At 70.0% G+C, this 26845-nt stretch carries 22 protein-coding genes, 1 tRNA gene and 1 pseudogene; 9 read left to right on the top strand and 15 right to left on the bottom strand.

Translation table 11 applies throughout. The annotated features are described in order from the left end of the window. Positions 1-92: 92 nt before the first annotated feature. From G9Q41_RS06705 to G9Q41_RS06690, 4 genes are all read right to left on the bottom strand, one after another. A complete protein-coding gene (locus G9Q41_RS06705) occupies positions 93-1673 on the bottom strand; it encodes a hypothetical protein (protein WP_165631778.1) in 1581 nt (526 codons plus the stop codon). After that, complete coding sequence (locus G9Q41_RS06700) at positions 1663-3516, bottom strand: NAD(P)/FAD-dependent oxidoreductase (protein ID WP_165631779.1); 1854 nt, start codon at positions 3514-3516, stop codon at positions 1663-1665. The genes G9Q41_RS06705 and G9Q41_RS06700 overlap by 11 nt, the downstream gene beginning before the upstream one ends. Before the next feature lie 111 nt (positions 3517-3627). Further along, entirely contained in the window at positions 3628-4374 is a 747-nt protein-coding gene (locus G9Q41_RS06695; protein ID WP_207630544.1) for a TetR family transcriptional regulator, read from the bottom strand. Between the two features lie 191 nt (positions 4375-4565). After that, the gene (locus G9Q41_RS06690) at positions 4566-5357 is read right to left on the bottom strand and encodes an AraC family transcriptional regulator (protein ID WP_165631780.1); all 792 of its coding nucleotides are present in this window, start codon (positions 5355-5357) and stop codon (positions 4566-4568) included. Between the two features lie 49 nt (positions 5358-5406). On the opposite strand from G9Q41_RS06690, the gene G9Q41_RS06685 reads away from it, so the two are divergent. After that, complete coding sequence (locus G9Q41_RS06685; protein ID WP_207630545.1) at positions 5407-5838, top strand: DUF2000 domain-containing protein; 432 nt, start codon at positions 5407-5409, stop codon at positions 5836-5838. An 83-nt stretch (positions 5839-5921) separates the two neighbouring features. Here G9Q41_RS06685 and G9Q41_RS06680 read toward each other — a convergent pair. Continuing rightward, positions 5922-5993 (bottom strand) — tRNA-Val (locus G9Q41_RS06680). A 95-nt stretch (positions 5994-6088) separates the two neighbouring features. On the opposite strand from G9Q41_RS06680, the gene G9Q41_RS06675 reads away from it, so the two are divergent. Then, positions 6089-6523, top strand: coding sequence for a thioesterase family protein (locus G9Q41_RS06675; protein ID WP_092526329.1), 435 nt, complete (start codon positions 6089-6091; stop codon positions 6521-6523). A gap of 112 nt (positions 6524-6635) precedes the next feature. Here the strand turns inward: G9Q41_RS06675 and G9Q41_RS06670 are convergent, their stop codons facing one another. The 4 genes from G9Q41_RS06670 to G9Q41_RS06655 form a co-directional block, all read right to left on the bottom strand. Next, positions 6636-7622: a hypothetical protein gene (locus G9Q41_RS06670; protein ID WP_165631781.1), complete on the bottom strand. Its 987-nt coding sequence runs from the start codon at positions 7620-7622 to the stop codon at positions 6636-6638. 295 nt (positions 7623-7917) lie between these two features. Further along, a complete protein-coding gene (locus tag G9Q41_RS06665; protein WP_165631782.1) occupies positions 7918-10158 on the bottom strand; it encodes an MMPL family transporter in 2241 nt (746 codons plus the stop codon). Positions 10159-10164: 6 nt separating this feature from the next. After that, entirely contained in the window at positions 10165-10758 is a 594-nt protein-coding gene (locus tag G9Q41_RS06660) for a helix-turn-helix domain-containing protein (RefSeq protein ID WP_347567456.1), read from the bottom strand. 390 nt (positions 10759-11148) lie between these two features. After that, the gene (locus tag G9Q41_RS06655) at positions 11149-12369 is read right to left on the bottom strand and encodes an NADP-dependent isocitrate dehydrogenase (protein WP_092526317.1); all 1221 of its coding nucleotides are present in this window, start codon (positions 12367-12369) and stop codon (positions 11149-11151) included. A 290-nt stretch (positions 12370-12659) separates the two neighbouring features. Between G9Q41_RS06655 and G9Q41_RS06650 the strand changes: the two genes are divergently transcribed. The 4 genes from G9Q41_RS06650 to G9Q41_RS06635 all read left to right on the top strand — a co-directional run bounded on the left by G9Q41_RS06650 (position 12660) and on the right by G9Q41_RS06635 (position 15523). After that, positions 12660-13490, top strand: a complete 831-nt coding sequence (locus G9Q41_RS06650) for a metal-dependent hydrolase (RefSeq protein ID WP_165631783.1) — start codon at positions 12660-12662, stop codon at positions 13488-13490. Between the two features lie 121 nt (positions 13491-13611). Next, positions 13612-14139 (top strand): hypothetical protein, encoded by a 528-nt coding sequence (locus G9Q41_RS06645; protein ID WP_207630546.1) that lies wholly within the window; start codon positions 13612-13614, stop codon positions 14137-14139. Between the two features lie 121 nt (positions 14140-14260). Continuing rightward, positions 14261-14455 (top strand): DUF1918 domain-containing protein, encoded by a 195-nt coding sequence (locus G9Q41_RS06640; protein WP_092526308.1) that lies wholly within the window; start codon positions 14261-14263, stop codon positions 14453-14455. Positions 14456-14677: 222 nt separating this feature from the next. Further along, complete coding sequence (locus tag G9Q41_RS06635; RefSeq protein WP_092526305.1) at positions 14678-15523, top strand: DUF4253 domain-containing protein; 846 nt, start codon at positions 14678-14680, stop codon at positions 15521-15523. A 92-nt stretch (positions 15524-15615) separates the two neighbouring features. Here the strand turns inward: G9Q41_RS06635 and G9Q41_RS06630 are convergent, their stop codons facing one another. The 3 genes from G9Q41_RS06630 to G9Q41_RS06620 form a co-directional block, all read right to left on the bottom strand. Continuing rightward, complete coding sequence (locus G9Q41_RS06630; RefSeq protein WP_092526302.1) at positions 15616-15909, bottom strand: DUF3017 domain-containing protein; 294 nt, start codon at positions 15907-15909, stop codon at positions 15616-15618. Between the two features lie 172 nt (positions 15910-16081). After that, positions 16082-16933, bottom strand: a complete 852-nt coding sequence (locus G9Q41_RS06625) for a bifunctional methylenetetrahydrofolate dehydrogenase/methenyltetrahydrofolate cyclohydrolase (protein WP_092526299.1) — start codon at positions 16931-16933, stop codon at positions 16082-16084. Further along, the gene (locus G9Q41_RS06620) at positions 16914-17939 is read right to left on the bottom strand and encodes a DMT family transporter (protein WP_347567457.1); all 1026 of its coding nucleotides are present in this window, start codon (positions 17937-17939) and stop codon (positions 16914-16916) included. Before G9Q41_RS06620 ends, G9Q41_RS06625 begins: the two co-directional genes overlap by 20 nt. Positions 17940-18248: 309 nt before the next feature. Here G9Q41_RS06620 and G9Q41_RS06615 point away from each other — a divergent pair, with 309 nt between their 5' ends. After that, entirely contained in the window at positions 18249-21065 is a 2817-nt protein-coding gene (locus G9Q41_RS06615) for a TNT domain-containing protein (RefSeq protein ID WP_165631784.1), read from the top strand. A 597-nt stretch (positions 21066-21662) separates the two neighbouring features. On the opposite strand, the gene G9Q41_RS06610 is transcribed toward G9Q41_RS06615, so the two are convergent. Next, positions 21663-22133: a universal stress protein gene (locus tag G9Q41_RS06610; protein WP_245695908.1), complete on the bottom strand. Its 471-nt coding sequence runs from the start codon at positions 22131-22133 to the stop codon at positions 21663-21665. 514 nt (positions 22134-22647) lie between these two features. Here G9Q41_RS06610 and G9Q41_RS06605 point away from each other — a divergent pair. Both G9Q41_RS06605 and G9Q41_RS06600 read left to right on the top strand, forming a co-directional pair. Then, a complete protein-coding gene (locus tag G9Q41_RS06605) occupies positions 22648-23565 on the top strand; it encodes an NmrA family NAD(P)-binding protein (protein ID WP_165631785.1) in 918 nt (305 codons plus the stop codon). 62 nt (positions 23566-23627) lie between these two features. Then, on the top strand, positions 23628-24422 hold the full coding sequence (locus G9Q41_RS06600; RefSeq protein ID WP_165631786.1) for a DUF1963 domain-containing protein: 795 nt from the start codon (positions 23628-23630) through the stop codon (positions 24420-24422). Positions 24423-24510: 88 nt separating this feature from the next. Here G9Q41_RS06600 and purH read toward each other — a convergent pair whose 3' ends face one another. Both purH and purN read right to left on the bottom strand, forming a co-directional pair. Further along, complete coding sequence (gene purH, locus G9Q41_RS06595; RefSeq protein ID WP_347567477.1) at positions 24511-26082, bottom strand: bifunctional phosphoribosylaminoimidazolecarboxamide formyltransferase/IMP cyclohydrolase; 1572 nt, start codon at positions 26080-26082, stop codon at positions 24511-24513. Between the two features lie 42 nt (positions 26083-26124). After that, positions 26125-26673 (bottom strand): annotated as a pseudogene (gene purN / locus G9Q41_RS22620) (phosphoribosylglycinamide formyltransferase); the annotation flags it as partial. Positions 26674-26845 lie beyond the last annotated feature (172 nt).

The raw sequence follows: 26845 nt of genomic DNA, 5'->3' as shown, positions 1-26845 counted from the left end.
TCCTCGTCGGTGAAACTCCCCGGCGATGAAAATTCCCGGCGGTGAAACTCCCCGGCCACCGCCCCACCGTTCTCCCCCGCCGCGATCCGGGATCACGGGCTCGGTCGCAGCACCCCGACCAGCCCGTCGGTCGCGATGAGGAGAGACCCGTCCGGGGCAACGGCCAGATCGGCGAACGGACGCGGCCGGTCGCTCGCGGCGGGCCGCCCGCCCGACTCGGCACTGTCCACAACGGACGAGCTCCCGACGTCCAACTCGTGTGCCGTCCTGCTCGCTCCGGTGGCGAGGCAGCACCGGACCAAGCGCCCGCGCTCGACCTCGAGCACGAACAGCGCTCCCCCGCTGACGGCGATGCCCTGCGGCCTTCCGAATCCTTCGGCCACGACCACTGGTTCGTCCGCCAGGCGCAGGACCCGCCCGGTGTGCTCCTCGCCGACGTAGCAGTTCCCGTCACCGTCCAGCGCCACGCCGACCGGGTGCTTCAGTCCGGCGGCGAGCTCCGTGACCTCGTCCGCCTCGTCGACGGCCAGGACCCGTCCCGTCTCCGGGATCGCGAGCACGACGCGTCCTCCCGAATCGGCGGCGATTCCGGTGGGCGCGCCGAGTCCGCGGGCCCGCCTCCTGGAGGACCCGTCCCCGGGGTCGTAGGCGTGAAGCTCGCCGGTCGCCGTGACGAGCTGGAGGAGGTCACCGGTGGCGACCACGTTCCGCACCACGGAGGGGAGGTCTCCGGTGACCACCGCGACCGGGGCCACCTCCCCCGAGTCGGTGAGAGTCCCCAGGCTGAAGTGATCGGCGAGGTAAACCTTCCCCCTGCGATCGGCCGTGACCCCGAACGGACCGTTCAGTCCGCCCGGAACGACCGTGCTGGTCCGGCCGTCCTCGCCGATGCAGGTGATGCTGCCCTGGACGAAGCTCGACACGAACATGCGGTTGTCCGCGTCGAAGGCCGCGTTGTCCAGCCCCGGGACACCGGTGGTGAAACTCGACGTCCGTCCCGTGGCGGGGTCGACGCGCGTGACTGCTCCCTCCGGGCCGCAGGACAGCACCAGCAGCTGTCCGGCGCGGTCGAAGCGCACGGCGACCGGAAGGACCACGTCCTCAGTCACGACTTCCGGCTCTCCCCCGTCCGGGGAGATCCTCCAGACCTGGTTGGTCATCATGTGCGGGTAGTACAGCCAACCGTCGGGGCCGCACTGCAGCGCGTTGCCGTAGTTCAGCCCTCCGGTGATCCGCACCGGCTCCCCGCCGCCGGGGAACAGCTCGAGCAGTTCACCACCGGCGCGCATCTCGCTGACGAAGAGTCGTTCGCCGAGTCGGGCGACGCCGTTGGGGTTCCGGAGATCCTCCGCGACGACCGCGCATTCCCCTCGCGGAGTGCGTCGCCACACCCGCCCGGGGACCACGTCGGTGACGTACATGTTCCCGTGCGCGTCGAACACGAGGTCGTCCGGAGTCCGCATCGGACCGCCCGGCGGCACCACGTCCTCGACCGCACCGGAGGTCGTGTCGACCGCGCTGATCCCGCCGCGGAGGAACTGGGCCACGTACAGCAGGCCGTCGGGGCCGAAGGCGATCCCGTTCGCGCCGCGCAGCGGGCTCGGGTCGTTCAGTCGGGTCGGTTTCCGACTCGAGTGCCGCCCGTCCGAGGACACGTCTGCCTCAGCTCCCATCCGAATCGTGGTTCTCCGCGGGGTACACCAGCACGTCGGCGAAACCGTCCTCGGCGCGCCACCGCCGCAGCAGCTCCGCGAACTCGAGCTCGTCCGGCCGGTAGAAGCTGCGCACGACCGAGGAGTGGCCCTCGTTGTTGTAGTAGCCCGGGGTGCACTCGTCCAGCGCGCTGTCGACCCCGGCTTTTCGCCGCATCTCGTCGACCCAGGCCTGCTCCGCCGCGGCGGTGGGTTCCACGTAGGCCGCGCCGCGCTTGGCGGACTCGGTGATCATCGCGGCGATGTGGGTGGCCTGGTCGTCGAGCACGTGCGTGAAGTTGGGCGCCACTCCGTTCTGCGAGGGACCCATGCAGAACAGGTTGGGGAAGCCGTGGCTGGTGAACCCGTGCAGCGTGCGCATGCCGCCGCTGAAGTGCTCGGGCAGCGTCACGCCGTCCCGGCCGTGCAGCGGCAGGCCGGAGGCGGCGGGGTGGGAACCACCCACCTGGAACCCGGTGGCGAAGACGATGCAGTCCACCTCGTACTCGACGCCGTGGCTGACCGGACCGCGCTCGGTGATGCGCTCGACACCGCGTCCCCCGGTGTCGACCAGCGTCACGTCGGGGCGGTTGAAGGCCGGGTAGTACTCGTCGTTGAAGGTCGGGCGCTTGCACTCGTAGCGGTACCACGGTTGCAGCGCCCGCGCGGTCTCCGGGTCCTCCACGAGGGAGCTGACCCGCTCGCGCACCTGGTTCATCTTCCTGAAGTCGGCGATCTCCCGGACGAGCTCGTGCTCCTGCTCGGTGAGCTCCTCCTTGCCCGCCTCCTCGGCGACCTGCCGGTAGTGCAGGGCGAGGTCGCTCCACCGGTCGGCCACCATGTCGCGGTCCTGCTCGGCCCGGTCGCCGCCGAGCACGGCGAGGAAGTTGTTCCTCCTGCGCTCGTGCCATCCCGCGGTCAGTCCGGCGGCCCACTCGGGGTCGGTGGGCCGGTTCGCGCGCTCGTCCACCACGGACGGAGTGCGCTGGAAGACGTACAGGTGGGCCGCGTCCTCGGCCAGGGCGGGCACGCACTGGATCCCCGTGGCCCCGGTGCCGACCACGGCGACGCGCTTGTCCGCGAGTCCGTGCATACCGCCGGTCTGGTCCCCTCCGGTGTAGGAGTAGTCCCAGCGGCTGGTGTGGAAGGTGTGCCCGCGGAAGGTGTCGATGCCCGGTATGCCCGGCAGCTTCGGCCTGCTGAACGGGCCGCTGGAGAAGATCGCGTACCGCGCGGTGATGTTGTCGCCGCGGTCGGTGGTGACCCTCCAGCGACGCAGCGACTCGTCCCAGCTCGCGCTGGTCACCTCCGTCCGGAAGCACGCGTCGCGGTAGAGGTCGAAGTGCTGGGCGATGCTCCTGGTGTACTGGCGGATCTCCTCGCCGCGCGCGTACTTCTCGCTCGGCACGTAGCCGAGCTCCTCCAGCAGGGGCAGGTAGATGTAGGACTCGATGTCGCAGCGCACACCCGGGTAGCGATTCCAGTACCAGGTTCCGCCGACGTCGCCGGCCTTCTCCACCATCCGGATCGAGTCGAATCCGGACTGCCGCAGCCGCGCTCCCGCGAGCAGTCCCCCGAAGCCCGCCCCGACGATCAGCACCTCCACGTCGTCCTCCAGCGGTGCGCGGTCGGGTTCGGCGTCGACGTAGGGGTCCACGGCGTAGTAGCCGAAGTCGCCCGTGGGCGCAAGGTACTGGTTCGATCCGTCCGGGCGGATCCGCCGGTCGCGCTCGGCCCGGTAGCGGGCGCGCACTTCCTCAGGGTCGAAGCCGAGTCTGACGGGGTCCAGCGGATCCGCCGCGGGTGACCGGTCCTCGTTGGTCATGCGTTCAGTCCTTCTCGTTCGGGGCTCGCTGCGGTCCCGCCGCGGCGCTCGACAGGCTGCGCCTGCCTCCGAGCCGGGCCCGTTCGGGCAGCGTGCGGCGGTTCTCGCTCACTAGTGGTGGGTCACCGGGGCCAGCCACAACCCGACGACGGCGTCGATCAGGCCGTTGGCGAAGCTCTCCCAGTCCGCGTGCAGCGTGGGCGTTCCCTCGGCGATGGCGCGTTCGCGCTCGACGCACATGTGCGTGGTCAGGTGCCGGCCCATGTTCCAGCGCTCGGTGCGCACGTTCTCCGGCAACTCGGGCAGGCACCGGTTCAGCCCGTCCAGGGCGAACCACAGCGAGGGGGAGCTCAGCGAGTCCTCGTGCGCGATCTCGTGGAGCGTCGGGTCGGCCGCGATCTGCGCGGCGAACCGCGCGTACCACGTCGGGCCGCCCGACTCCGCCAGGTGCTCGGTCATCGGGCGCACCAGGCAGGCGACCCAGTAGCGCAGGCTCGCGGAGTCGCCCGGGGTGGCCACCATGCTCGCGCGCAGGTGCTCCATCCGCTCGCCGTGCCCCCGCACGATCGCGCGCACCAGCTCCGTCCTCGTGCCGAAGTGGTAGGTGACCGCGGCGCTGTTGCCGAGACCGAGCTCCTCGCTGATCCGGCGGTTGGAGACCACGTACATCCCGTTCTCGGCGAACAGGCGCTCCGCCGCTCTCAGGATCGACTCCCGAGTTGCCGCGCCGCGCTCGTCCCGCGCCGTCCTGCTCGCCACGGACATCACCTCACCGCCGTCGCACACCTCGTCCCCGAGCTCGCTGCGGCGGACTCCGACCAGCGTCCGGCTCCGCCCCGGCTCGTGACCCGGCGACATCTTTCAATCAGCTAATTTAATCAGCTGATTGAATCCAGTCAAGCAGTTGATTGAAAACTGTCCCGGTGCGCTGCCCCCGACCGAGCTCGCCGAGGAGCTCGGGCTCCGCTCGACGAGGCGTGGCCCCGGGTGGAGGCGCCGGGTGGGAGGCACCCAGGTGGAACCCGCGTGCCCACGCGGGGCTGCCGCGCTCAGCCGCGGGCGAACCGCGCGGGACTCGTGCCGAGGACCCGCTTGAAATGCCTGGTCAAATGGGCCTGGTCGTAGAACCCCGCCGCCGTGGCGGCGAACCGGGGAGCCATCCCGCCCAGCAGCAGCCGCCGGGCCAGATCGACCCTGCGGCCGGTCAGGTACTGGTGCGGCGGAGTGGCGAACTCGCCGCTGAAGGCCCGGACCAGATGAGTGGGGTGCGCGTGCAGCACGTCCGCCGCCTCCCGGAGCGTGAGCCCGTCGACAAGGTGCTCGTCCAACAGCTCGCGCAGTCGCACGGCGAGCTTCGCGCGATCGACCGGTTCCGCCGTCCCCGGGCGACCGGTCAGGTGCAGGCGCAGCCGCTCGGTGACGAAGGCCAGCCTGCTCTCGGCCTCCAGGGGTTCGCCGGGCGGAAGCAGCGAGTCGTGCAGCTGGTGGATGCGGTGCCGCAGCAGCGGGTCGTCGATCGTGGGATCGTCCACCGCCGCGCCGACGAGATCCTCGCCGAACCGGGTCGAGTCCAGGTAGAGCACCCGTTTCCTGAGGCCCTGCGGGGTCATCGGGGTGCCGTTATGCGGGACGTGCGGCGGCAGCAGGGTGACCAGGCTCCCCAGCGCGCCGTGCTCGTGGCGGTGCAGGTCGTACCGCACCGTCCCGTCGTCCACCAGCAGCAGCGTCCACGAGTCGTGGGCGTGCATGGGATAGGAGTGCTCGACCAGGTGAGCGTGATAGACCTCCGCGATCCCGCCCACCGGGGGACGCCACGCCGCCACGCCCGAGCTGGTGACCATGCAAAGAACGTACAAGACCCGCCCGCGGGGCACCGGCGACGATTCCCCCATGACGCGAGAGGATTCCCCCGTACGGTTCAACACGAAGATCGCCGTGCTGCTGCGCGACGACCTGGCGACCTGGCAGCGGCTGAACGTCACGGCGTTCCTGGTGAGCGGCTTCGGAACGCGACTGCCGGAGGTGATCGGCGAACCCTACCGGGACGCCGACGAGAACGAGTACCTGTCGATGTTCCGGCAACCGGTGCTGGTCTTCGAGGGCGCGGCGGAAACCATCACCCGAGCGCACTCCCGCGCCGTCGAGCGGGGCATGCCCGTGGCGGTGTTCACCTCGGAGCTGTTCGCCACCGGCAACGACCAGGACAACCGCGCGGCGGTTCGGGCGGTTCCGCGGGAGAAGCTCGACCTGGTCGGAGTGGCCCTGCACGGACCGCGCAACGCCGTGGACAAGGCGCTCGGGCGATCCCGGATGCACCCCTGAGCGGCGTTCCGGCGCGAAGCGCCGACCTTCTGGGGATGCGAAATCCCGGAGCGATCCGGGATCGGACTTCGAAGTGGAGTGAGTGCGCGATGCTGGGATCGAACCAGCGACCTCTACCGTGTCAAGGTAGCGCTCTCCCGCTGAGCTAATCGCGCCCGTCCGGCTGCCGCCGAACACGAAACATCTTACCGGCCGTGACGATCATCCTTGACACGGGGGTGGGCACTGACGGGCACGTTAGGCTCCCCACGTGTCCGACTTTGCCGATCCTCCGCCCAAGCGCAGCGATTTCGGTGTGCTGTGGCCGATAACCACCCGCTGGTCCGACAACGACGACTACGGTCACGTCAACAACGTGACCCACTACTCGTGGTTCGACACCGCCGTGAACGGCTGGCTGATGCGGGCCACGGGCACCGACATCCGCAGGCTCCCCGCGATCGGCGTGGTCGCCGAGACCGGCTGCCGCTACCTGTCCGAAGTGAGCTTTCCCGACGAGATCGAGGTCGGCATCGGTCTGCGCAGGCTGGGCAACTCCAGCGTCACCTACGGGCTCGCCGTGTTCGGCAACGGCAGTGAGCAGCCCGCTTCGCTGGGCAGGTTCGTGCACGTCTACGTGGACCGCGAAACGCGCATCACCGTCCCCGTTCCGGAGGAGATCCGCGCGGCGCTGCGGCAGCTGTAGCGCTCGGCTCCCCCGGCGCCGCCGGTCGTGGGCGGAACCGCGGCGGTCCGCCACTCGCCGGGGCCCTCCTCCTGCGGAGAGGTCCGGCGAGCGGGAAAACCGCGCGGGAGGGTCAGCCGGCCAGGGCCCCCGAACGGAGCGCCGCCAGGGCGAACGCCCCACCGAGGACGACCACCGGCGCCACGACGGCGAGCGCTGCCAGCACCCTGGTCCGCCGCGCCAACCACGCCGTCGCACCGAACCCAGCGGCGGCCAGCAGCGCGAACAGGGCGACGGCGACCGCGTGCGGGACGAGCACCTCCCACTGCTCCCACAGCGCCCACAGCGCCATGCCGGCGAGAACCCCCAGCGCGGCCGAGACACCGACCGCCAGCAGCAGCATCGGCACGGGCCTGGTGATCCCGCTCAGCCGCATCATTCGCCCCAGGAACCACGCCTGCACCACCAGGACGGCGGCGAGGACGCAGTAGAGGGAGACCACGAGGCCCCAGGACTCCTGCTGCGGAGACATCGCCATGCCGAGCACGGCGAGTCCTCCGAACCTCAGCACCGTCCAGGCCACCAGCACGAAGTTGACCCCCAGCATCACGGCGCTCACCACCGCTGCCCAGGAAGCGCGCAGGGGTGGCCGCGGGGCCTCGGAAACGCGCGGTGCGAACCGCGCCACCAGCGCGTGCCCCGCGGCGGCCACCAGCGGATACACCGGCACCTCCGCCAGCGTGACCGGGTTCGGCCCCACCGGCGAGCGCAGCAGCACCCCGGAGAGCGGAATCAGCACCGCGGAAGCACCGATGCTCACCAGCAACGTCGGCCCCGGCCTGCTGAAGCCGCACAGCCTCAGCGCGCGAGCCGTGAACCACAGGTGTCCCACCACTACGGCGCCTGCGAAGCAGTAGAGCAGGATCCTGAGGAGCACCTCGCCCGCACCTGGCTGCTCCGACGCGGCCACCACCTCGAAGACGTCCTGCCGGGTGATCCGGCGCAGCGCCCGAACGAGCAGTACGAGATTGAACCCCAGCAGCGCCGCGGTGCCCACCGCTCCCGGCGCGGGGGTTCCGCGTCTTTCCGGGTCGTCGTCGGCGACGTCGTGATTGTTCATCCCCGGAACTGCACCAGCGACCGCCCCGGACCGCGCAGAGCGAAACTACTCATCCTCGCCCGATCCGCCCTGAGAGATCCTGACCAGTTCCTCCGCGGGGCCGGTGGTCTCGTGGTTTCCGGCCGCGGGGCCGGCGCTGCCCGGTGTTGCCCTCCCCCTGTGGATGGTTCCAGCCGGTGTGGAGAACCGCCGGTCACAGGCAAAACTGCGAAGACCACGCGAGCAAGGTGGCCCGGCACCGAAGGGATGCTTCGGCACCGGGCCACCGATTCACTCGCGGATGGAGATCCGAGGGTCACGAGCCGATCTCGGCCCGCTTCCGCTCATCGGAGCCGGTCTCGCCGCCCGCATCGTCGACCTCGGCGAGCGCGGATCCCTCCACATCGAGGGCGGGCAGCCACCGCAGCCAACCGGGCAGCCACCACGCCGCCCTTCCGAGCAGCGCCAGCGCCGCGGGCATGAGGACCATGCGGACCACGAAGGCGTCCACCAGGATGCCGACCGCCAGGGCGAAGGCGATCGACTTGATGGTGGCGTTGCCAGCCGGGACGAAACCGGCGAACACCGAGAACATGATCAGCGCCGCGGCGACCACGACCGGAGCCGCCTGCCGGAAGCCGTTCACGATCGCCCCGCGCGGGGCGTGGCCCTTGTGGTAGGCCTCGTGCATCCGGGACACCAGGAAGATCTGGTAGTCCATCGCCAGCCCGAACAGGATGCCGATCATCAGGATCGGGGTGAGGCTGATCAGCGGCCCGGTGTCGTCCAGGTTGACCACGTTGCTCAGCCAGCCCCACTGGAACACCGCCACGGTCGCGCCGAGCGCGGCCCCCAGGGTCAGCAGGAAGCCGAGCACCCCGACCAGCGGAACCAGGACGGAGCGGAACACCAGCACCAGCAGGATCAGCGCCAACCCCACGACCAGCACCAGGTAGATCGGCAGGGCCTGGTCCAGGGCCTGGGCCACGTCGACGCTGACGGCGGTGGTTCCGGTCACGTAGCTGTCGGCTCCGCCGATGTCGGCCAGCTGGTCGCGCAGGTCCCCCACGAGCTGTTCGGTCTCCTGGGTGGAGGGGCCGGACTCCGGGATCACGGTGAGCATGGCGGCATCACCGCTCGCGTTCGGCACCGGGGGCGTGACGGTGGCGACGTCGTCGAGCCCGGAGATCGCACCGCTGGCCTGCTGCGCGGTTCGCGGTGCGCCGTCGCCCTCGAAGAAGGCCACGAGGGGACCGTTGACGCCCGGGCCGAAGCTGTCGGCCAGCATCTGCTGCGCCCTGGCCTGCGTGGTGCCCTCGGAGGGGGTTTGGACCAGGGTGGTCTGCATGGAGGCGGCCGGGATCGCCACGACGCCGAGCGCCACGAGCGAGATCAGCAGCGCGGGCACGCGACCGCGGGTGACCGCGTTGATCCACTTCTGGTGGAAGCTCCGATCGTTCGCGGATTCGCTCGCGTCGGTGCTCGCGGACTCGGCCGTGGCCTCGTTCGCGGACTCGGCAGCGACTGCCGGGGCGGTGCGCTGCTTGCGGGGCAGCACGCGGTGACCGAGGTAGCCGAGCACGGCAGGCACCAGGGTCAGGGCCACGAGCACGGCCACGACGATGGTCGCCGCCGCCGCCAGCCCCATCTGGGTGAGGAAGGGGATTCCCACCACCGACAGCCCGGCCAGGGCGATGAACACGGTGATGCCTGCCGTGAGCACCGCCGAGCCCGCGGTGCCCACCGCGGTGGCCACGGAGGTGCGGAGGTCCGTGCCGCGCCGCAGTTCCTGCCGGTGCCGGTTGATGATGAACAGGGCGTAGTCGATGCCGACCGCCAGGCCCAGCATCGTTGCCAGGATGGAGGTGGTGGACTGCAGCTCCATGAAACCGGTGGCGATGCTGATGCCCAGCGCACCGATTCCGACGCCCACTCCTGCGGTGACCAGGTTCATCCCCGCGGTCACCAGCGAACCGTAGGTCAGCGCGAGGATCACCAGGGCGGCGATGACGCCGATCGCCTCCGCGGGGCCGCCGACCGAGGGTGTGGCCATGACGGCCTGGCCGCTCACTTCGACGGTGAACGGTCCCTGGTCCGCCTGGTCGACGGTGTCCAGCAGCGCCTCGCGCTGTTCACTGGTGACCTCGCCCATGGCGGCGTCGTAGGTGACCGTGCTGTACGCCGTGGTCCGATCGGGGCTGATCGTCGGCGAGTTCGGGTTCAACGGGTTGCTGGCCGTGGTCACCCCGGGCTGCTCGGACAGCTCGGAAACCAGGCTCTTGATCTCGGCGACGTTGGCCGGGCTGGTCAGCTGCTGCCCGTCCGGGGCCCGCAGCACGACCTTGGCGGTGACCCCGCCGCCCGAGTCGAACTCCTCCTGCAGCTTGTCCTGGGCGATGGTGGATTCCTGGCCGGGGATGGAGAAGCTGTCCGAGGTGGGTCCGGACAGCGTCGCCGCTCCCACGCCCGCTCCGGCGAGGGCCACCAGCCACACCAGGACGACGAGTAACCGGTGCCGATGGGCACCGGCTCCCAGTCGGTACAACAGACGTGCCATGTGAAGTCAGTCCTCCAGCGGTTCGGAACCGTACGAAGAAACATCGGCGCCGGCGTGGCCGAGCGCGTCGAAGCAGGTGGCGATGATCCGGGGGCGCCACGTGGTCTTGTCGCCTTCGCGGTTGGCGGTCAGCGTGAGCACGGCCAGCGCGCTCAACGCACCGACGACCCGGATGAACCGTTCCGTGCTCTGCTCATCCGGATCGAGGACGAAGATCTCGTGGATGAGCATGTCCTCCCCGTCGAGCATCACGGGGTGGTCCCCCGGGGCCGTGATCGGCCGGAAGGCCAGCGAGACCAGGCCTGGCCTTTCCAGGGCGACGTCGGTCAGCAGTTCCAGCGCACGCCGGTCCCGATCCGGACCGGGCCGCAGCCGGGTGACGTCCTCGAACACCAGGCGGGCCTGCGCGCGCCCCGTCTCCAGCGCGGCCTCGTGGATCGCTTCCTTGCTGGGGTAGTGGTGCAGCAACCCCGCCTTGGACAGGCCGACCGCCTCGGCCAGCGCCTTCAGCGATGTCTGGGCGAATCCGTGCTGGGCGAACAGCTCGGCCGCGCGGTCGAGGATCTGCTCGTCCACCTGCTCCCGGAACGGTCTTGTCACGTCCGCGATGCTACGCGAGTTACCGACCGGTTCGGTCGGTAAAGCGACCGAATCGGTTTGTGATGCTGCTCCCAGTTCGAGTACCGAGACGCGAGGGGCACCCCCGTCCGCGGCTCAGGGTTCCGCGCAGTTACAGGCAGAACTGGACCGGACACGAGGCGCGGCCGGTCCCCGCACCGGTCCTCCAGTCGCGGGCGAGATCGGGCGACGACATGAGAAACGCCGCCCCACCGTGCGGTTTCCCCGCACGCCGGGACGGCGTAGTCATCCCTCCGACGCGGCGGCGCACCTGCGGCGCACCGCGTCGGACACGGCCGTCCTGCCGATCCGGTCACCGGCGGAAGGTTCCGCCGAGCCAGCGGCGGTCCAGGACGACCCCGGAGGCGAACCTCAGCGCTGAGCCATCTTCTTCTGCAGGTTCTCGTCCAGCGCGTTCAGGAAGTCCTGGGTGTTCAGGTGCCCCTGGTCGCCACCGACCAGCAGCGCGAGGTCCTTGGTCATCTTGCCGCTCTCGACGGTCTCGATGACGACCTGCTCCAGCGCCTTGGCGAACTCGACGACCTCGGGGGTCGAGTCCAGCTTGCCGCGCTGCTGCAGCCCGCGGGTCCACGCGAAGATGGACGCGATCGGGTTGGTGGAGGTCTCCTGACCCTGCTGGTGCCTGCGGTAGTGCCTGGTGACCGTGCCGTGCGCGGCCTCGGCCTCGACGGTTCCGTTCTCGGTCATCAGCACCGAGGTCATCAGGCCGAGGGAACCGTAGCCCTGGGCGACCGTGTCGGACTGGACGTCACCGTCGTAGTTCTTGCAGGCCCAGACGTAGCCGCCCTCCCACTTCAGCGCGGTGGCGACCATGTCGTCGATCAGCCGGTGCTCGTACTCGAGCCCGTTGGCCTCGAAGTCGGCCTTGAACTCGTTCTCGTAGATCTCCTCGAACACGTCCTTGAACAGACCGTCGTAGGACTTGAGGATCGTGTTCTTGGTGGACATGTAGACCGGGTAGCCCCGCTCGAGGCCGTAGCGGAACGAGGCCCGCGCGAACTCCTCGATGGAGCGCCGGTAGTTGTACATGGCCATCGCCACACCACCCTCTTCGGGGAAGTTGGCGACCTCGAGCTCCATCGGCTCGGAACCGTCGGCCGGCGTGTAGGTCACGGTCACGGTGCCCGCGCCGGGAACCTTGAAGTCGGTGGCCTTGTACTGGTCGGCGTGCGCGTGCCTGCCGATGACGACCGGCTTGGTCCAGGTCGGCACGTACCGCGGGATGTTGGAGATGACGATCGGCTCGCGGAAGATCACGCCGCCGAGGATGTTGCGGATCGTGCCGTTCGGGCTGCGCCACATCTTCTTCAGTCCGAACTCGTCCACGCGGGCCTCGTCCGGGGTGATGGTGGCGCACTTGACGCCGACGCCGTGCTTGGAGATCGCGTTGGCCGCGTCGACGGTCACCTGGTCATCGGTGGCGTCCCTGTTCTCGACGCCCAGGTCGTAGTAGTCGAGGTTGATGTCCAGGTAGGGGTGGATCAGCTTGTCCTTGATGAAGGACCAGATGATGCGGGTCATCTCGTCGCCGTCGAGCTCGGCGACGGTTCCGAGTACCTTGATCTTGCTCATGTGGCGGGGTGCTCCTCTCGCACGAGAAACGCAAACGGTACAAGCGTACTGCTAAACGGGCCGACTGTGAGCCCCACCCGTCGCAGCTCCCGCCTCCGGCAGACGTTCCACCACCCGACACGACCCTGCGCAGCAGGCCGCCCCAGCCCCGCGGAACCACCGATCCCGTGAGCAACGACACAACAACGCCACCGGGTTCTCCCACCGCAGCCGGTTTTCCGGCGCGGGTCCCCCGGCGACGTCCACGGGGACGCTACGCTCGACACGTACCGTGATCTTGGAGGAACCTCGTGGCGACCGGACCCACCCACGCGATGAGCGGACTCGCGGCATGGGCCGCCGTGACGGCGTCCGCCGGTTCGCACACCATCGGTCAGCTCACCCCCAAGACCTGGGTGGTGGGCGCGACCCTGGCGACAGGGGCCGCGCTGCTGCCGGACATCGACCACCCGAAGTCCACCGTGGCCCGCACCTTCGGCGGAATGTCGCGCGGCGTCTCGGCCGCCCTGAGCGGGTTCAGCGGCTTCATGTACCGCCTGACCCGGACCCAGCACGACAGCGACCGCTCGGGCACGCACCGGGGCTTCACCCACACCATCGTGTTCGCGATACTGGCCGGGCTGATCACCACGGCCATCGTGCAGAGCAGCAACGGCGCCGCCCTCGGCGTGCTGATGTTCGTCTTCGCCGGGCTCACCGTCCGGGGGCTGATGAACAACTGGTCCCCGCAGAGCGACGCGCTGCTGATCGCGGCCGTTTCGCTGACGCTGACCATCGTGTGCTGGGCCTGGAGCGGCAACCAGCCGCACGACGCGGCCGCGTTCGGGGTAGCGGTCATGATCGGGTGCGTGGCCCACTTCATCGGCGACGCCATCACCGAGCAGGGCTGCCCGATGCTCTGGCCCACCCCCCTCAAGGGCCAGACCTGGTACCCCGTCGCCCCTCCGAAGGCCCTGCGGATGAAGACCGGGGGCAAGGTCGAACTGGCGATCATCGGCCCGGGGCTGACCATCGCAGCCACGATCCTGTCCGCCGTGGTGCTCTACCGGGTCGGCGCCGTCCCGTGGCTCGCCGACCTGGGACTTCCGCCGAAGGTGATGGCCTGGATAACACCGAGCTGACCCCCGCTCCGCCGTCCCGCGACCGGTGTCGGAACGCGCGAAGGCACCTTGCCCGGGCCGGGGAGTCGGTAGGCTGCACGAGGCGGGAGGACTGAGAACCCGCGCCGACGACGGAGGACCCATGCGTATCCGCAGCAAGCTCGTGATGCTCGTTCTGGCCCTTCCCATGCTGACGGCCACAGCGGCGTGTGGCGAGTTGCAGGAGGCCCAGCAAGGCGTGCAGAACGCCCAGGAGGGCATCGACCAGGCGCAGAAGAGTCTGGACACCGCCCAGACCTGCGCCAAGGCCACCGGAGCCGTGCAGTTCGTGCCGAACTTCTCCGATCCGCAGCAGGCCCAGGAGAAGGCCCGCAGCAAGGCCGAGGAACTCGGCAACCTCGCGAACCGGACCAGCGACCAGGCACTGCAGCGAGCCCTGCGCGACATGCAGAGTTCCGCCGAGCGAGTGGCGTCCGGAGAAGTGACCATCGACAACAGCGCCGAGTGGACCCAGCAGAAGCTCGCGCACGCTCAGCAGGTGCTCGACATCTGCTCCGGCGGTTCCGGTGGTTCCGGCGAGTCCGGTGGTTCCGGCGAGTCCGGTGGTTCCGGCGAGTCCGGCGACTCAGGTGGCTCCGAGGGCGGTGAAGGCGGCGAGGGCGGCGACTGAGCCGTGCGCGTCCACCCGCGAAGTCACCCGGCTGATGTGGGCTACTCACTCGACGGAGACCTGCGAAATGTGGCACCGGTCACCTAGCCTGGAGGCACGACCCGTCAGGAGGTGACTACTCATGAAGGCCGCCACAGGAGAACGGTTCTACGTGCACAGCCGCACGGTCGAGCAACCCGATCGCGCCGGGGTGATCCTCGAGGTCCGCGGGGAGAACGGGGAGCCCCCGTACCTGGTCCGCTTCGACGACGGACACGAACGGCTCGTCTTCCCCGGAGGGGACTGCGAGGTGGAAGGACATCCGGCGGGAGCCTGAACCGCGTGCTCTCCGAACAGCTCCCCGGACCGTCCGGAAGCACTTCAGGCTCCTCCGGTCGAGTGACATTCACTCCTTCGAAGGAGGAAAGGTCAGGTACCACACATCGAATCAAGGTCCTGCGTTCGGAGTTCACCCCGTCGGAATGGCACACTGATCGCCAAAGCGATGATCCCGACCCGCCGCTCGCGGCGTGTGGCCGCTTGGTGAGGAGGCGGTGCAGTGCCATGGGAACCCCCGAAGGACGAAACCGCGGCGGATCCGTTCGCAACGCTGCGGATCGGCTTCGCAGGCCGGGTCGAGCTACCGGCCGGTGAACTGCTGGCCGAGCAGTCCACCAGGATCGACGGAAACCACGATCCCGGACCGCTCTGCTGGATGAGCAAGGAGCCCCCCTCCGCACAGCTGTTGGCAACACTGCGCGCCGAGAGCAGCTACAACGGGCTGTGGCCACTGCTGCTGGTGGACGACACCGAGCTGTACGGCGACCGCTGCACCGTCGGCGTGGTCACTCCGGAGCCGCGGGCCCACATCGACAAGTGGCAGCCCGAGCAGGTCATGAGCAGGATCTGGGACGGCCTGTGCCAGGTCGACTCCGAACTCGGCCCAGCCTACGACGCGGAGAGCCTCGCCCCGTTCGGGCACTCCTGCCCCGGCCTCGCGGCGCCCGGCGACCTGCTGGCCGACCCGACCGTGCTCGCCAACCAGCTGACCCAGCGGCTGCTCGAGGAGCAGACCCGGCTCGGCCTGGTACCGGCCCCCCGCGGGGCCGACGTGCTCACCGTGCTCGGGTGGTCGGGAGCCACGAACCACGTCTCCCGCTCGGCCGGGCTGTCCGCGATGCTGCGCAGCTGGGAGAACCGCTTCGGGGCCCGCGTGCTGCGCCTCGGTCCCGACCGGCTGGACCTCAGCGTGGCGGCCCCGCCGATCCGCGCCGAACACGCCGCGGCCGTGGCAGCGGAGCACTGGACGTTCGCCCCGGACCGGATCATGCAGGACACGGGCAGCATCTCCACGTACGCCGAGGAGATACGCGGCCGCAGGCAGTGGACCTTCTGGTGGGACTGATCGGAAGTTCGGCGGCTCGTTCCGCGCGGCAGTACCGACTGCTCGGGTGGTGGTGAGCTGCTGACGCCGCTCGACGGACGGAGCCCGGCCCGTCAACCCGCCAGGGGGCCACCCTTGATCGTGACGGCCACGAACACGATGACCGCCCCGAGCGCCCCGTAGAGCACCACGTCCACCGGGCGACTCCGGATGGCCAGCAGACCGACCCGCTCCGAGGACAGCCCGGCCCTGAACACCGCGGCGAGCAGGAAGGCACCGCCGAGCAGGGTCGCGCCGTCCCTCCAGTGCGACATGGCCACGCGCAGCAGCCCGAGCAGCGCGACCAGCACCACGAGCGCGAACCACAGGTGCACCGAGCCGCGTCCACCGACGAACCGGTCGAACATCGTCCCTCTCCGAAGCCGTTCGCAGGACCTGATCAGTGGGCCGGGGAACCGACGGCTCGCCCGAACCGGGCACTCGCCCCCGGAGCGCGGATTCCGGAACGGGCGCTCGACGCCCGTGGAACGTGGGAACCGCCCGGGGCAGCTCCCCACGTCCCGCGAGCGACTCGCCCGATCACTCCGCCGCGCGCTCCGCGGCCTCGACCACGTTGTTCAGCAGCATCGCGCGGGTCATCGGACCGATACCGCCCGGGTTCGGCGAGAGGAAACCGGCCACCTCGGCCACGTCCGGGTGGACATCACCCATCGGGCCGCTCTCACCGCGGGTCACCCCCACGTCGAGAACGGCGGCACCCGGCTTGATCATGTCCGGTGTGACCAGGTTCGGCTTGCCCGCCGCGGCCACCACGACATCGGCCCTGGCCAGCTCGGCGGCGACGTCCTTGGTCCCCGTGTGGCACAACGTGACGGTCGCGTTCTCGCTGCGCCGGGTCAGCAGCAGCCCCAGGGGCCTGCCGACGGTGATCCCGCGCCCGAGGACCGCGACGTGGGCCCCGTTCAGCTCGACGCCGTAGCGGCGCAGCAGCTCGACGATCCCGCGCGGGGTGCACGGCAGCGGGGCCGGCTCCCCCAGGACCAGCCTTCCGAGGCTGACCGGGTTGAGCCCGTCGGCGTCCTTGCGCACGTCGACCCGCTGCAGCAGGGCCCCGGTGTCGAGGTGATCGGGGACCGGCAGCTGGACGATGTAGCCCGTGCACGCCGGGTCGGCGTTGAGCTCGTCGATCACGCCCTCGAGCTCGGCCTGACCGATGTCGGCGGGCAGCTCCTTGCGGATCGACTCGATGCCGACCTGCGCGCAGTCGTTGTGCTTGCCGCGCACGTAGGAGTGCGAGGCGGGGTCGTCGCCCACCAGCACCGTGGCCAGCCCCGGCGTGCGGCCCTGTTCCGCGAGCGCGGCCACCCTGGGCCGCAGCTCGTCGAAGATGGCGTTCTTGGTGGCCTTACCGTCAAGAATCGTGGCGCTCACGGTTGGTTATCCTCGCAGATCTCGCACGGGAGGACACTCCACCCCTTTCCACGGAGGCCACGGCGACCGCGAACAGCGCCAGGCAGATCCCCAGCACGGTCCCCACGTCCACGTGCGAACCGCTCACGGGCAGCAGCAGGTCCAACGCCAGCGCGCCGATCAGCTGCCCGGAGACGATGCCCATGCTCAACAGCAGCACCCCGGTGTAGTGCACCAGGATCGCCGAGCCCGACACGACGAATATCCCGAGCAACCCGCCGATGTACAGCCAGGGGGTGGCCGGCCACTCGACGGGGAAACCGTGCAGCACGATCTCCACTCCAAAGGCCACCAGCAGCGCGACCGTCCCCGTCCCGAAGTTCAGCGTGGCAGCCGACACCGCCGAGTCCGCCGTCTGCTTGACGAGGCCGTTCATGGCCTGCTGCCAGGCCACCCCGGTTCCCGCGAGCACGGGAAGCAGCACCAACCAGCTCACGTGGGCCGCGCCCAGCCGGGCCGATACGGCGACGACCACGGCCACCAGGGCCAGCAGCGCACCGAGCACCCGCGGAACGGTCAGGTGCCGGGTGACTCCCGAGCCGAGTCCCAGGCGGTCCACCACGAGTCCACTGGCGACCTGCCCTCCGACGGCACCGACGGTGAACAGCGCGACGCCGAGCAGGCTGGCGGCCACGCTCTGGCTGAACACGAGGAAAGCACCGCAGACACCGCCGACGCACTGCCAGGGCCTGATCCCGGTGCCGGCGCGGATGGTGCGCGCGAGCCTGCCGAAGCCGCGGCGCGCGCTCGGGGTGACGGCCACCACGACGAGCAGCACCGTCAACCCGCCCCCGAAGGAAACCACCGAAGCGGCCAACGGGTCCCGCAGCTGGGTCCCCAGCGCACCGTTCACCCTGGACTGCAAGGCCAGCAGGAAGCCCACGGCGGCGGCCCCCAGCACGCCGAGAGCGCGAACGAGCAGTTCGGAACCGGGACTGCGGGAGCGAAGAACGGTCTCGGCACTCACGCGACGACCGTAACGGCTCGCCCCCTCGCCGACCGCGCGGTTGTGACGGATCTGCCAATCGCTCCGCGCGGTGGGTCCCGACTCGACTCACCCCACTCCCCGATCGAGCGATAACGACCGCGAAGGGGTGTCCCGCCGAGCCCGTACTGGGCAGAGTGTGCTCACGAAACCTCGTCCGGTCCGCGCGAAGTCCAATTCGTTTCGACCAGCGGAAACCCGAAAGCCGGGCGACGTCTCCGGGCGTCGATCGAGTAACGTCAACGTGGGGTGGAGTCGGAGGGCCCGGTTGAGAGGGGGAGGATGACACCCATGTCGCGCCCGACAGCGATCAGCCCGGAAGAGCAGGAACAGATAGCACGCAGGATCGGGGTCCTGCTGCTGCAGGAGGCCCCCGAGGACTGGCAACAGGTTACCGTGGAGTACCGCGCCACGGGCGAGTATCACGACCTGCTCGCGGAAGTGACCCTGCAGGACGGCGATAGCCGAGCATGGGAGCCGCCGGAGGAGCTGAACGGAATTTTCGAGCACCTCCGCGAGGGGATGTACAGGCCCGACGTCGGCACATGGCTCAGCGCGCTGTACACAGTGGAGCGCCCGTCGAGCTACCGGATCGACATCAACTTCGACGAGGAACCGCAGTGGCAGCAGCCGCTGCCTCCCGAGTCCTACGCCGAGGAGCTGCGCCGCTACCCGCGTTCCGAGGACAACATCCCGGACTGGATGAGCGCGCGGCTGTCGAGCGTGCAGTCCTCGGACGCCCTCGCGCAGCCCTCGGACGCCCTGCCGGTTCGGGAACCCCGCCGTCCGGAGTCCGAAGCGCCGGGACGGCCCGAACCGCACGAAAGTGCCCCAGCTGGTGAGGAAGCCGCGGGCCCCCGTCTGATCACGGCGCGCGTGTTCGACGACGTGGACGAGCAGGGGCGTCCACTCGTCCACGGTCGTCCTCCGCTCTCCCCGCAGGAGAACGAACCACTGCTGCGCTACCTCGAAAGCGCTCCCGTGGTGCTTCCCGCGGAGAGCTACGGGCCGGACCTGCTGGATCCGAACCGGCCCGAGGCCGTCCCGGACAGCTGGCACAGCGACGGAACCTGGCTCTGGCCGGGCGCCGTTCCCTACTACCTGGCGCAGTACGGCATGCCGCCGCAGCCCGAACTGGTCCAGCACATCCGCTCCGCGAGTTTCGCGGTCGTCGAGCTCGATCCCGCCGTGCGGGAGGCCGCCGAAAGGGCCGCCCGCGCCGCGGAGACCACGGCCGAGGCCGAGCGCTCCGCGAACATCCCGGACACCCCCGAGGGGCTCCCGCTGGGGAACGACGGCGCCGCCCTCGACGGCAGCGGTGGGACCGAAGCCGTCACCACGACCATGGCGGCCACCCCGGAGCAGGCCGTGCCCCACTTCGCCGAGCGACCGGACGAGGACGTTCCGGAGAGCTCTCCGGAACGCGCGGAGGAGGACTTCCACCGGGAATCGATCTCCGAGGCACCGGCACGTTCGTACGACCCGCTCGCGGAGTCCCCGGGAAGCTCCCCGTTCACGGCGGAAGAGCGCGCTGAGCCGAGGTCCGCTCCGGAGGACGAGGACCCGGTCGTCCAGGAGGAACCGCGTTCCTTCGACGAGGTAGTCGCCGCCTCCCGCCACGGGCGCGCCGACGATCAGGAGGAGGACGCGGAGACGATCTTCGCGCAGCTGCGCGAGCGGTTCGACGAACTCGGGGTTCATCCTTCCGAGTACAGCCTCGGGGTCCGTTCGGCAGAAGTCCGGTCGCTGTTCGACGAGGACCCCGACTGGATCGTCACGAGCCCGGAGGACGACGAGGTGATGCGCTTCGTCCGCCCCGACCAGGCCTGCGCCTATCTGCTCGGCAGCCTGCTGCTCGACGGCTCCGCGGACTCCGCCCCCGTTCCTCCCCCGTCCGAGTCGGACTCCGTCGAGGAACCCGCCGTCCGGGAGGAACCCGCCGTCCGGGAGGAGGCGCGTCCCTCCCCCGCGGATGAACTGCTCGGAGCTCCCGAGAGCGCCACCGAGGCGCGGGAGGCGACTCCCGTCGAGAACGACGAGCGGGCCGAACAGGCGGAGGCGGCTCCCGCCGAGTCCCCGCTGGGAGAGCTGCCCAGGCGGCGCGGCGCCACCGATGCGGAGCCCGCCAACGACTCCGGGGGGAACTTCCTGTTCGCGGCCACCGAAAGCCGGGACGACGCACCTCAGCAGCCCGGCGGGCCGGAGCCCTCCTCCGCCGCTGCCGGAAGCGATTCCGGAGTTCCCGCCGCTCCCGCGCCCGAGGAAATCGCGGCCGAGGCCCCGCAGGCCGCTCCCTCCGAACCGGAGCCCCTGGCGGAGCGGACACCCGAGCAGGACAGCGATGCGGCGGGCACTCCTCCGCCCGGGCAGATGCCCCCGCCGCTGCCGAAGCGGCCCCCTCGTTCCGAGCAGTCGGGAGCTGCCGAGCAGCCCGCTCCCGGTCAGGCCGCTCAGCAGCCTCCATCCGCCCCGCCGCAGGCCGCTCCCGGTGCGGAGGGTCAGCAGCCTCCGGGAGTTCCTCCGGCAGCACGGCCGGGCGGAGCCGCTCCACCGCCGCCTCCGCGCCCGCCGCACCCGAACGCGCCCGGAGCTCCGGGGCAGCCACAGCCGGGGCCGGGTGCGCAGGGGCCCGCTCCGGGGCAGGCCCAGCCGCCGCAGAACGGGCAGCAGCCTCCGATGGGTGGGCAACAGCCTCCGCAGCAGGGAGCTCCCGCCGCACCGCAGCCACCTCGTCCCGGCGGGGAGCAGCCCATTCAGCCGCTCCGGGGCGAGCCGCCGCTGACGTTGTACCGCAGCAGGCAGAACATGATGCTGCAGCCGGGTGCCGAGGTGGACCGCTTCGGTGATCCGGAGGGCAACGTCATGTACGCGATCCGCACTCCGTACAGCCAGCGTTCGCTGCCGCCGCAGTGGGCGAGCCGGAACTACTTCGCCTACCGCGTGCAGCGTCCCGTGCAGGTGCTGTGCGGCACGGCGGTTCCGTGGTTCGAACAGCCCGGGGGCGGTACCGCCTACGTGCTTCCCGCCTCGGTCAACGAACTGCTCGCGGACGGCACTCTGGTGGCGTTGAGCGGCAATGAGGCGCGGCGTCCTCCGATGGAGGGCTGACGGCCCCGAGCCGACCGGTGGCGCGCGGTCGCGGGAGGACGTTCCGCCCCGCGACCGCGCGCAGCGTGCTCCCGGACCACGTGCTGGAGCGTTTCGCGCGAAACCGTACGAATCCCGGACCACTACCCGACCTCGGGGCACCCGCAGCCGGGCGCCGACCAAGGTTCCGCCCGGGACCACCTACGCCAAGCCAGTCCCAGAAAAGCCTCCCCCCCAACGCGAGCGCTTCAGCCCACGCAGAACGAGAAGCTCCGGTGCGTGAGTCGGATGCATTGCAAGGCCGGGCCGCTCGCCGCGTAGGTCGCTACTCAAGAGCGTGCCCAACACAGCAAGGCGCCGACTCACGTGCCGGCTGACGGCCAGCCACGCAACTCGAGTTCCCGGAAAACCTGAGCTCTCGGAAACCCGCCGCTCCAACGCGAGCGCTTTGATCCTGCGCAGTCGGCACCGCCGCGGGTTCTCAGTCGAGTGCCCGGCGAGGACGGCACCGACGTTGTGTAGGTCGCTACCCGATGTCGGGGCACCCGCAGCCGGGCGCCGACTGAGGTTCCGCCAAGTGACCACCCAAGCAGAAGGCCCCGCCGACTCTCCTTCTCTTCAGGGGACGACAACAACGGGCCGCACAGCCTCAACCACCAACGTCGCGGGCACTGTTCCGAGCAGTCCGCCGCGTCTGCGGGAGCGGCCGACGACGATGAGGTCGGAGCGGTACTCCTCGGCCACCTGTTCCAGTCCCACTGCCGGGTCACCCCGGTGGTGGACGAAGTCCCAGTCGATGTCGATCCATTTCAGGTGGGTGACCAGTTCCTGCTTCAGATCGGCCACGAGGCTCTCGGCGGCTTCACTGGCCACGGCCACGCCCATCGGTGACCAGTAGGCCACTCCTCCCACCGCTTCGACGTAGACGAGCACCAGACGAGACCGCTCGCGCCGAGCAAGGCCCGCCGCCCATGCCGCGGCATGAAAGCTGGCCGGGCTACCGTCCATCCCTACGACGATACCGCCCAGCCCGTCTTTGCCGATCTCGAAACTCGGCTCCGTGTGATCCATGGAGTCGTTTTCGGCCACGCCCGGATGGTAGCCCTCGCCCGTTTCCGGACAGTGCCGGTACGACATATTCGACATTCGCCGCGTCGCCGACATCGGCGCCCCGGCGTGGCTCCCGGGGAGCGGGACGGCCGGGCACACCCGCGAAGCCGTGGCCGTCCCGCGCGGTGTTCGAAAACGACACCGCAGACGTCCCCGTGTTCCCCGGACCGGTGCCGCAACCCCGAACTTCCGGCACCGGTCACCACGGCGACGACCGTCGTCCACACGCCGCACCCGACACGGCGTGCTCCCCGTGAGGGTGGCCGGCCCCCGACGCCGGCCACCGAATCGTTCGAACGTCTGTTCGAACAGGTCCAGTAAACCGCACCCGAATGCCCGGGTCAAGACGATCACTCGAACTGGTGATCGAACACCGCGGAGCTGCTTGGGACTCGCTCACCGAGATCACGAAACGACAACGAAGTCTTCGATCGGCTGTCCACATCTGACGGAATGGTGGAACGGGGACCCCCTAGCCGCGGGAGGACGTCGAGTGACCGAGAAGGACGCACACCTGGTGATCGGTTCGAACGGCTTCCAGGGGGGCGCCGTGGCGCGCGCCCTGCGAGCGGGAGGTCACGAGGTCAGGGGGTTCACGCGGGGAAGTGGTGCGCCGAACCGGGGAACCGACGGTGTCCCGACCGCACACGGCGACCTGGCCGACCGCAACGCGGTGCGCGAGGCGTTCGAGGGAGTAACCCACGCCTCGGTGGTGCTCCCGCTGGTGTTCGACGTGGCAACGATCGAGACCTACGCCAACAACATCGTGACAGCCGCCCGCGAGGCGAACGTTCGTCGGCTGGTCTACAACACCAACACACCGGTGCCGGACACCGACACCTCGTACGCGGCCTACGACACCAGACGAATCGCGGAGGCCATCCTCCGCGACAGCGGACTACCCGTGGTCACCTTGCGCCCGCCGGTGTACCTGGACAACATATTCAGCCCCTGGAACGGTCCCGAACTGGCCGGGGACGGCGTGCTGTCCTACCCGCTGCCCGCCGACCTGCGGGTCTCCTGGCTGTCCCACGACGACCTCGCCGCAGCCACGGTCGCCGCGCTGCACCGGGAGGGCCTGGAGAACACCACGCTGCGCATCGGCGGTCCGGAAGCGGTCACCGGCGCCGAGCTCGCCGCGGAGTTCTCCCGGGGAATGGGCCGGCGGATCGTCTTCCGGCCGCAGGAGGTCGGCGAGTTCGAGAGCAGGCTCGGCCGGGTGATGGGCCCGGAAGCAGCTTCCGGCGTCGGCGGTATCTACCGCTGGCTGGCCGAGGAGCCGGACTCGGAACTGTTCGTCGCCGATCACGACACCGTGCGGCGCGAGCTCGGGATCACAACGACACCGATCGCGCGGTGGGTCGCCGCCCAGCCCTGGCACATCTGGCTCCAGGGAACGGGCACCACCTGACAGCAGCGCTCTCGATCCCGGGAAGTCCCGGCTCTGTCGGAGGTGGATGCGAAAGTAGCTCCATGATCGATCCGGAACAGCGACGCGAGCGCATGACCCGGAACCTGGCCCGCCACGTGAACACCTCACTGGCCGAACGAATCACGGCTTTCGCGCACACCGGGGTCGAGATGTGCTCGAACAGCGACATCGGCGAACCACTGGGCCTCTCCCGCTTCGGTGGCGACGCGCTGCTACCCCCGGGCACCGGATGGCCGTACGATTACAAGCTCCCGGAAATCCCGCTCGAGCTGGCCGTGGTCGTCGACCTCGCGGTCGTCGGCCCGATGCATCCCGACGGACTGCTGCCCCACCACGGCGTGCTCAACTTCTTCGCCAAGTCGGGTTATAGCTGTGGTGCCAAGGTGATGCACGCGGATCCCGCGACCGCCGTGACGACCTCCCCGCCCGAAGGCGTCCAACGTCACGCGGAAGAAGCACTGAACGGACGCGCCGTGCTCACGGCTCCGGGCGACGAGGATCTCGAAAGACTGGCGCCTGATCTGGCGCAGGAACTCGAGGACCTGGAATCGAGCGGCCAGTTGAACTACGCGCACAAGTCAATCGCCGAGAGCGACAGCGGCGACCCGAAAAAGGACGAGCGGTTCTTCGGCCACCTGATGGGCGGATTCCCGAGCTGGCAACAGGCCACGATGTTCCACGGCCCCGAAAAAGCGCATCTGCTGCTCGAACTGAGCGGCGGAAACCGGCACTTCGACTTCGGCGGCCCCTCCAACTCCCTCTACATCGTCATCAAGGAACAGGACCTACGCGCGGGCGACTTCGACAAGGCTTATGGAGCAACGCAGTGCCGCTGAGCCTCTGACGAATCGGCGGCGGCTCCCCCGGAGAGGGAGACCGCCGCCGACCCCGCGAGCGAACATCGCAAGGCGCGCGGGAACCCGCTCAGTGGGCGAAGTGCCTGGTCCCGGTCAGGTAGAGCGGAACGCCGGCGGCGGCCGCCGCCGCGCTCACCTCCTCGTCGCGCACCGAACCACCGGGCTGCACCACCGCGCGCACCCCGGCGTCCAGCAGCACCTGCAACCCGTCCGGGAACGGGAAGAAGGCGTCCGAAGCCGCCACCGAGCCACGCACCCGGTCCCCGGCGCGGGAGACCGCGAGCCTGGCCGCGTCCACGCGATTGACCTGACCCATCCCGACACCGACCGTGGCGCCGTCGTCCGCGAGCAGGATCGCGTTCGACTTCACCGCGCGGCAGGTGTGCCAGGCGAAGGCCAGGTCCCGCAGCGTGGCCTCGTCCACGGGTTCTCCGGCGGCCAGCGTCCAGTTGGCCGGGTCGTCCCCGGAGGCGTCGATCGCGTCGGCGCCCTGCACCAGCAGTCCGCCCGAGATCGCGCGCATCTCGACCCGCCCACCGCGCGGCGGCTGAGTGGTCAGGATGCGCACGTTCTTCTTGCGCGTGAGCACTTCCAGCGCGCCCTCGGCGTAGCTCGGAGCGACCACGACCTCGGTGAACACCTCGGCGATCTGCTCCGCCATCGCGACCGAGACCTCGCTGTTCGTGGCGATCACGCCCCCGAAGGCGCTGACCGGATCGCACTCGTGCGCCTTGCGGTGCGCCTCGGCGACGTCGCCGCCTTCCGAGACCGCGATCCCGCAGGGATTGGCGTGCTTGACCACGGCGACGCAGGTCCGCTCGTGATCGTGCGCTGCCCGCCAGGCCGCGTCGGCGTCCACGTAGTTGTTGTAGGACATCTCCTTGCCGTGCAGCTGCGCCGCCGCGGCGAGACCGGTCGCCTCCCCGCCCGAGACGTACAGCGCGGCCGGCTGGTGCGGGTTCTCGCCGTAGCGCAGCGCGCTGCGCCGCTGCCACGTCTCCCCCATCCAGCCGGGGAAGCTCTCCTCCTCCGGGCTGTTCTTCCCGGTCATCCAGCTCGCGACGGCCACGTCGTAGGAGGCGGTGTGCCGGAAGGCCTCCGCGGCCAGCTCGGCCCGCTCGGTGAAGTCGAAGCCGCCGTCGCGGACTCGTTGCACCACCCAGTCGTACTTGTTCGGTTCCACCACCACGGCCGTGCTCGCGTGGTTCTTGGCCGCCGCGCGCACCATGGCGGGGCCACCGATGTCGATGTTCTCGACGACCTCCTCCGAGTCCGCCCCGGACTCGACCGTCCGCGTGAACGGGTACAGGTTGACCACGAGCAGGTCGAAGGCGGGAATGTCGAGCTCACTCAGCTGGTCGACGTGTTCCCGCTTGCGCTGGTCCGCCAGCAGCCCGGCGTGCACCCGCGGGTGGAGGGTCTTGACCCGACCGTCCAACGCCTCGGGGAACCCCGTGACCTCCTCGACCGGGGTCACGGGCACACCGGCCTCCGAGATCGTCCGGGCGGTGCCGCCGGTGGAGACGATCTCCACACCGGCCGCGTGCAGACTGGTGGCCAGTTCAAGCAGACCCGCCTTGTCCGAGACCCCGATCAACGCGCGCCGAACCGGCCGCCGTTGTTGCGAGTTCGTGGTCACGCCGATACTCACCTTTCGTCCCCGCACGGTCCAGCCGTGCTCTGCCAGCCGTTCCAGCGTTCGCACCAGCGTCCGCCGTTCCTCGGCCTTGATTCGTTCGTGCAGAGTCCGCTCGTCGTCATCGGGAAGCACCTCGACCGCCTGCTGAGCCAGGATCGGTCCGGTGTCCACCCCTTCGTCGACGACGAACAAGGTACAGCCGGTCACCCGGACGCCGTATTCCAGCGCGTCGCGGACGCCGTGCATACCGGGGAACGAGGGCAGCAGCGCGGGGTGGCTGTTCAGGTAGCACCCCCCGAAGCGGGCGAGGAAGTCGGGGCCGACGAGTTTCATGAAGCCGGCCGAGACCACCAGGTCCGGCTGGTGGGCAGCGCACTCCTCGGCGAGGGCCCGGTCCCACTCCTGCCTGTCCGAGTAGTCCTTCAACCGGCAGGTGAACGTGGGAACACCCGCGCGTTCGGCCCGTTCCGTCCCGGTCGTACCAGTGCGGTCCGCGCCCACCGCGACCACTCGCACCGGATAGTCCGGGTCTTCGACGGCGTCCAGCAACGCCTGCAGCAGGCTGCCGGAACCGGAAACCAGGACGACCACCCGCACGGGGCGGGACGGTCGAAAAATCCGAACGCCGGATTCAGCTTCCTCCGGCGACACGTTCTGCTGCTCCGTGGCGGTGGGGAGTGGGGCGCTCAGTGTGCACTCCTGACGACGGCCTGAGGGTTCCGCTTGATGTCACACGCAGACTAAGCGCCCTGTTCACGACTCT

Source organism: Actinopolyspora sp. BKK2 (genome assembly GCF_011291845.1).
Classification (GTDB): domain Bacteria; phylum Actinomycetota; class Actinomycetes; order Mycobacteriales; family Pseudonocardiaceae; genus Actinopolyspora; species Actinopolyspora saharensis.
The sequence above is the reverse complement of the archived record's forward strand: the minus strand, read 5'-3'. Positions and strand labels throughout refer to the sequence as shown.

Excerpts from the sequence above, each read along its gene's own strand:
- G9Q41_RS06705 (WP_165631778.1), bottom strand. The coding sequence starts at position 1,673 with ATGGGAGCTGAGGCAGACGTGTCCTCGGACGGGCGGCACTCGAGTCGG.
- G9Q41_RS06700 (WP_165631779.1), bottom strand. The coding sequence starts at position 3,516 with ATGACCAACGAGGACCGGTCACCCGCGGCGGATCCGCTGGACCCCGTC.
- G9Q41_RS06695 (WP_207630544.1), bottom strand. The coding sequence starts at position 4,374 with ATGTCGCCGGGTCACGAGCCGGGGCGGAGCCGGACGCTGGTCGGAGTC.
- G9Q41_RS06690 (WP_165631780.1), bottom strand. The coding sequence starts at position 5,357 with ATGGTCACCAGCTCGGGCGTGGCGGCGTGGCGTCCCCCGGTGGGCGGG.
- G9Q41_RS06685 (WP_207630545.1), top strand. The coding sequence starts at position 5,407 with ATGACGCGAGAGGATTCCCCCGTACGGTTCAACACGAAGATCGCCGTG.
- G9Q41_RS06670 (WP_165631781.1), bottom strand. The coding sequence starts at position 7,622 with ATGAACAATCACGACGTCGCCGACGACGACCCGGAAAGACGCGGAACC.
- G9Q41_RS06665 (WP_165631782.1), bottom strand. The coding sequence starts at position 10,158 with ATGGCACGTCTGTTGTACCGACTGGGAGCCGGTGCCCATCGGCACCGG.
- G9Q41_RS06655 (WP_092526317.1), bottom strand. The coding sequence starts at position 12,369 with ATGAGCAAGATCAAGGTACTCGGAACCGTCGCCGAGCTCGACGGCGAC.
- G9Q41_RS06645 (WP_207630546.1), top strand. The coding sequence starts at position 13,612 with ATGCGTATCCGCAGCAAGCTCGTGATGCTCGTTCTGGCCCTTCCCATG.
- G9Q41_RS06640 (WP_092526308.1), top strand. The coding sequence starts at position 14,261 with ATGAAGGCCGCCACAGGAGAACGGTTCTACGTGCACAGCCGCACGGTC.
- G9Q41_RS06630 (WP_092526302.1), bottom strand. The coding sequence starts at position 15,909 with ATGTTCGACCGGTTCGTCGGTGGACGCGGCTCGGTGCACCTGTGGTTC.
- G9Q41_RS06615 (WP_165631784.1), top strand. The coding sequence starts at position 18,249 with ATGTCGCGCCCGACAGCGATCAGCCCGGAAGAGCAGGAACAGATAGCA.
- G9Q41_RS06600 (WP_165631786.1), top strand. The coding sequence starts at position 23,628 with ATGATCGATCCGGAACAGCGACGCGAGCGCATGACCCGGAACCTGGCC.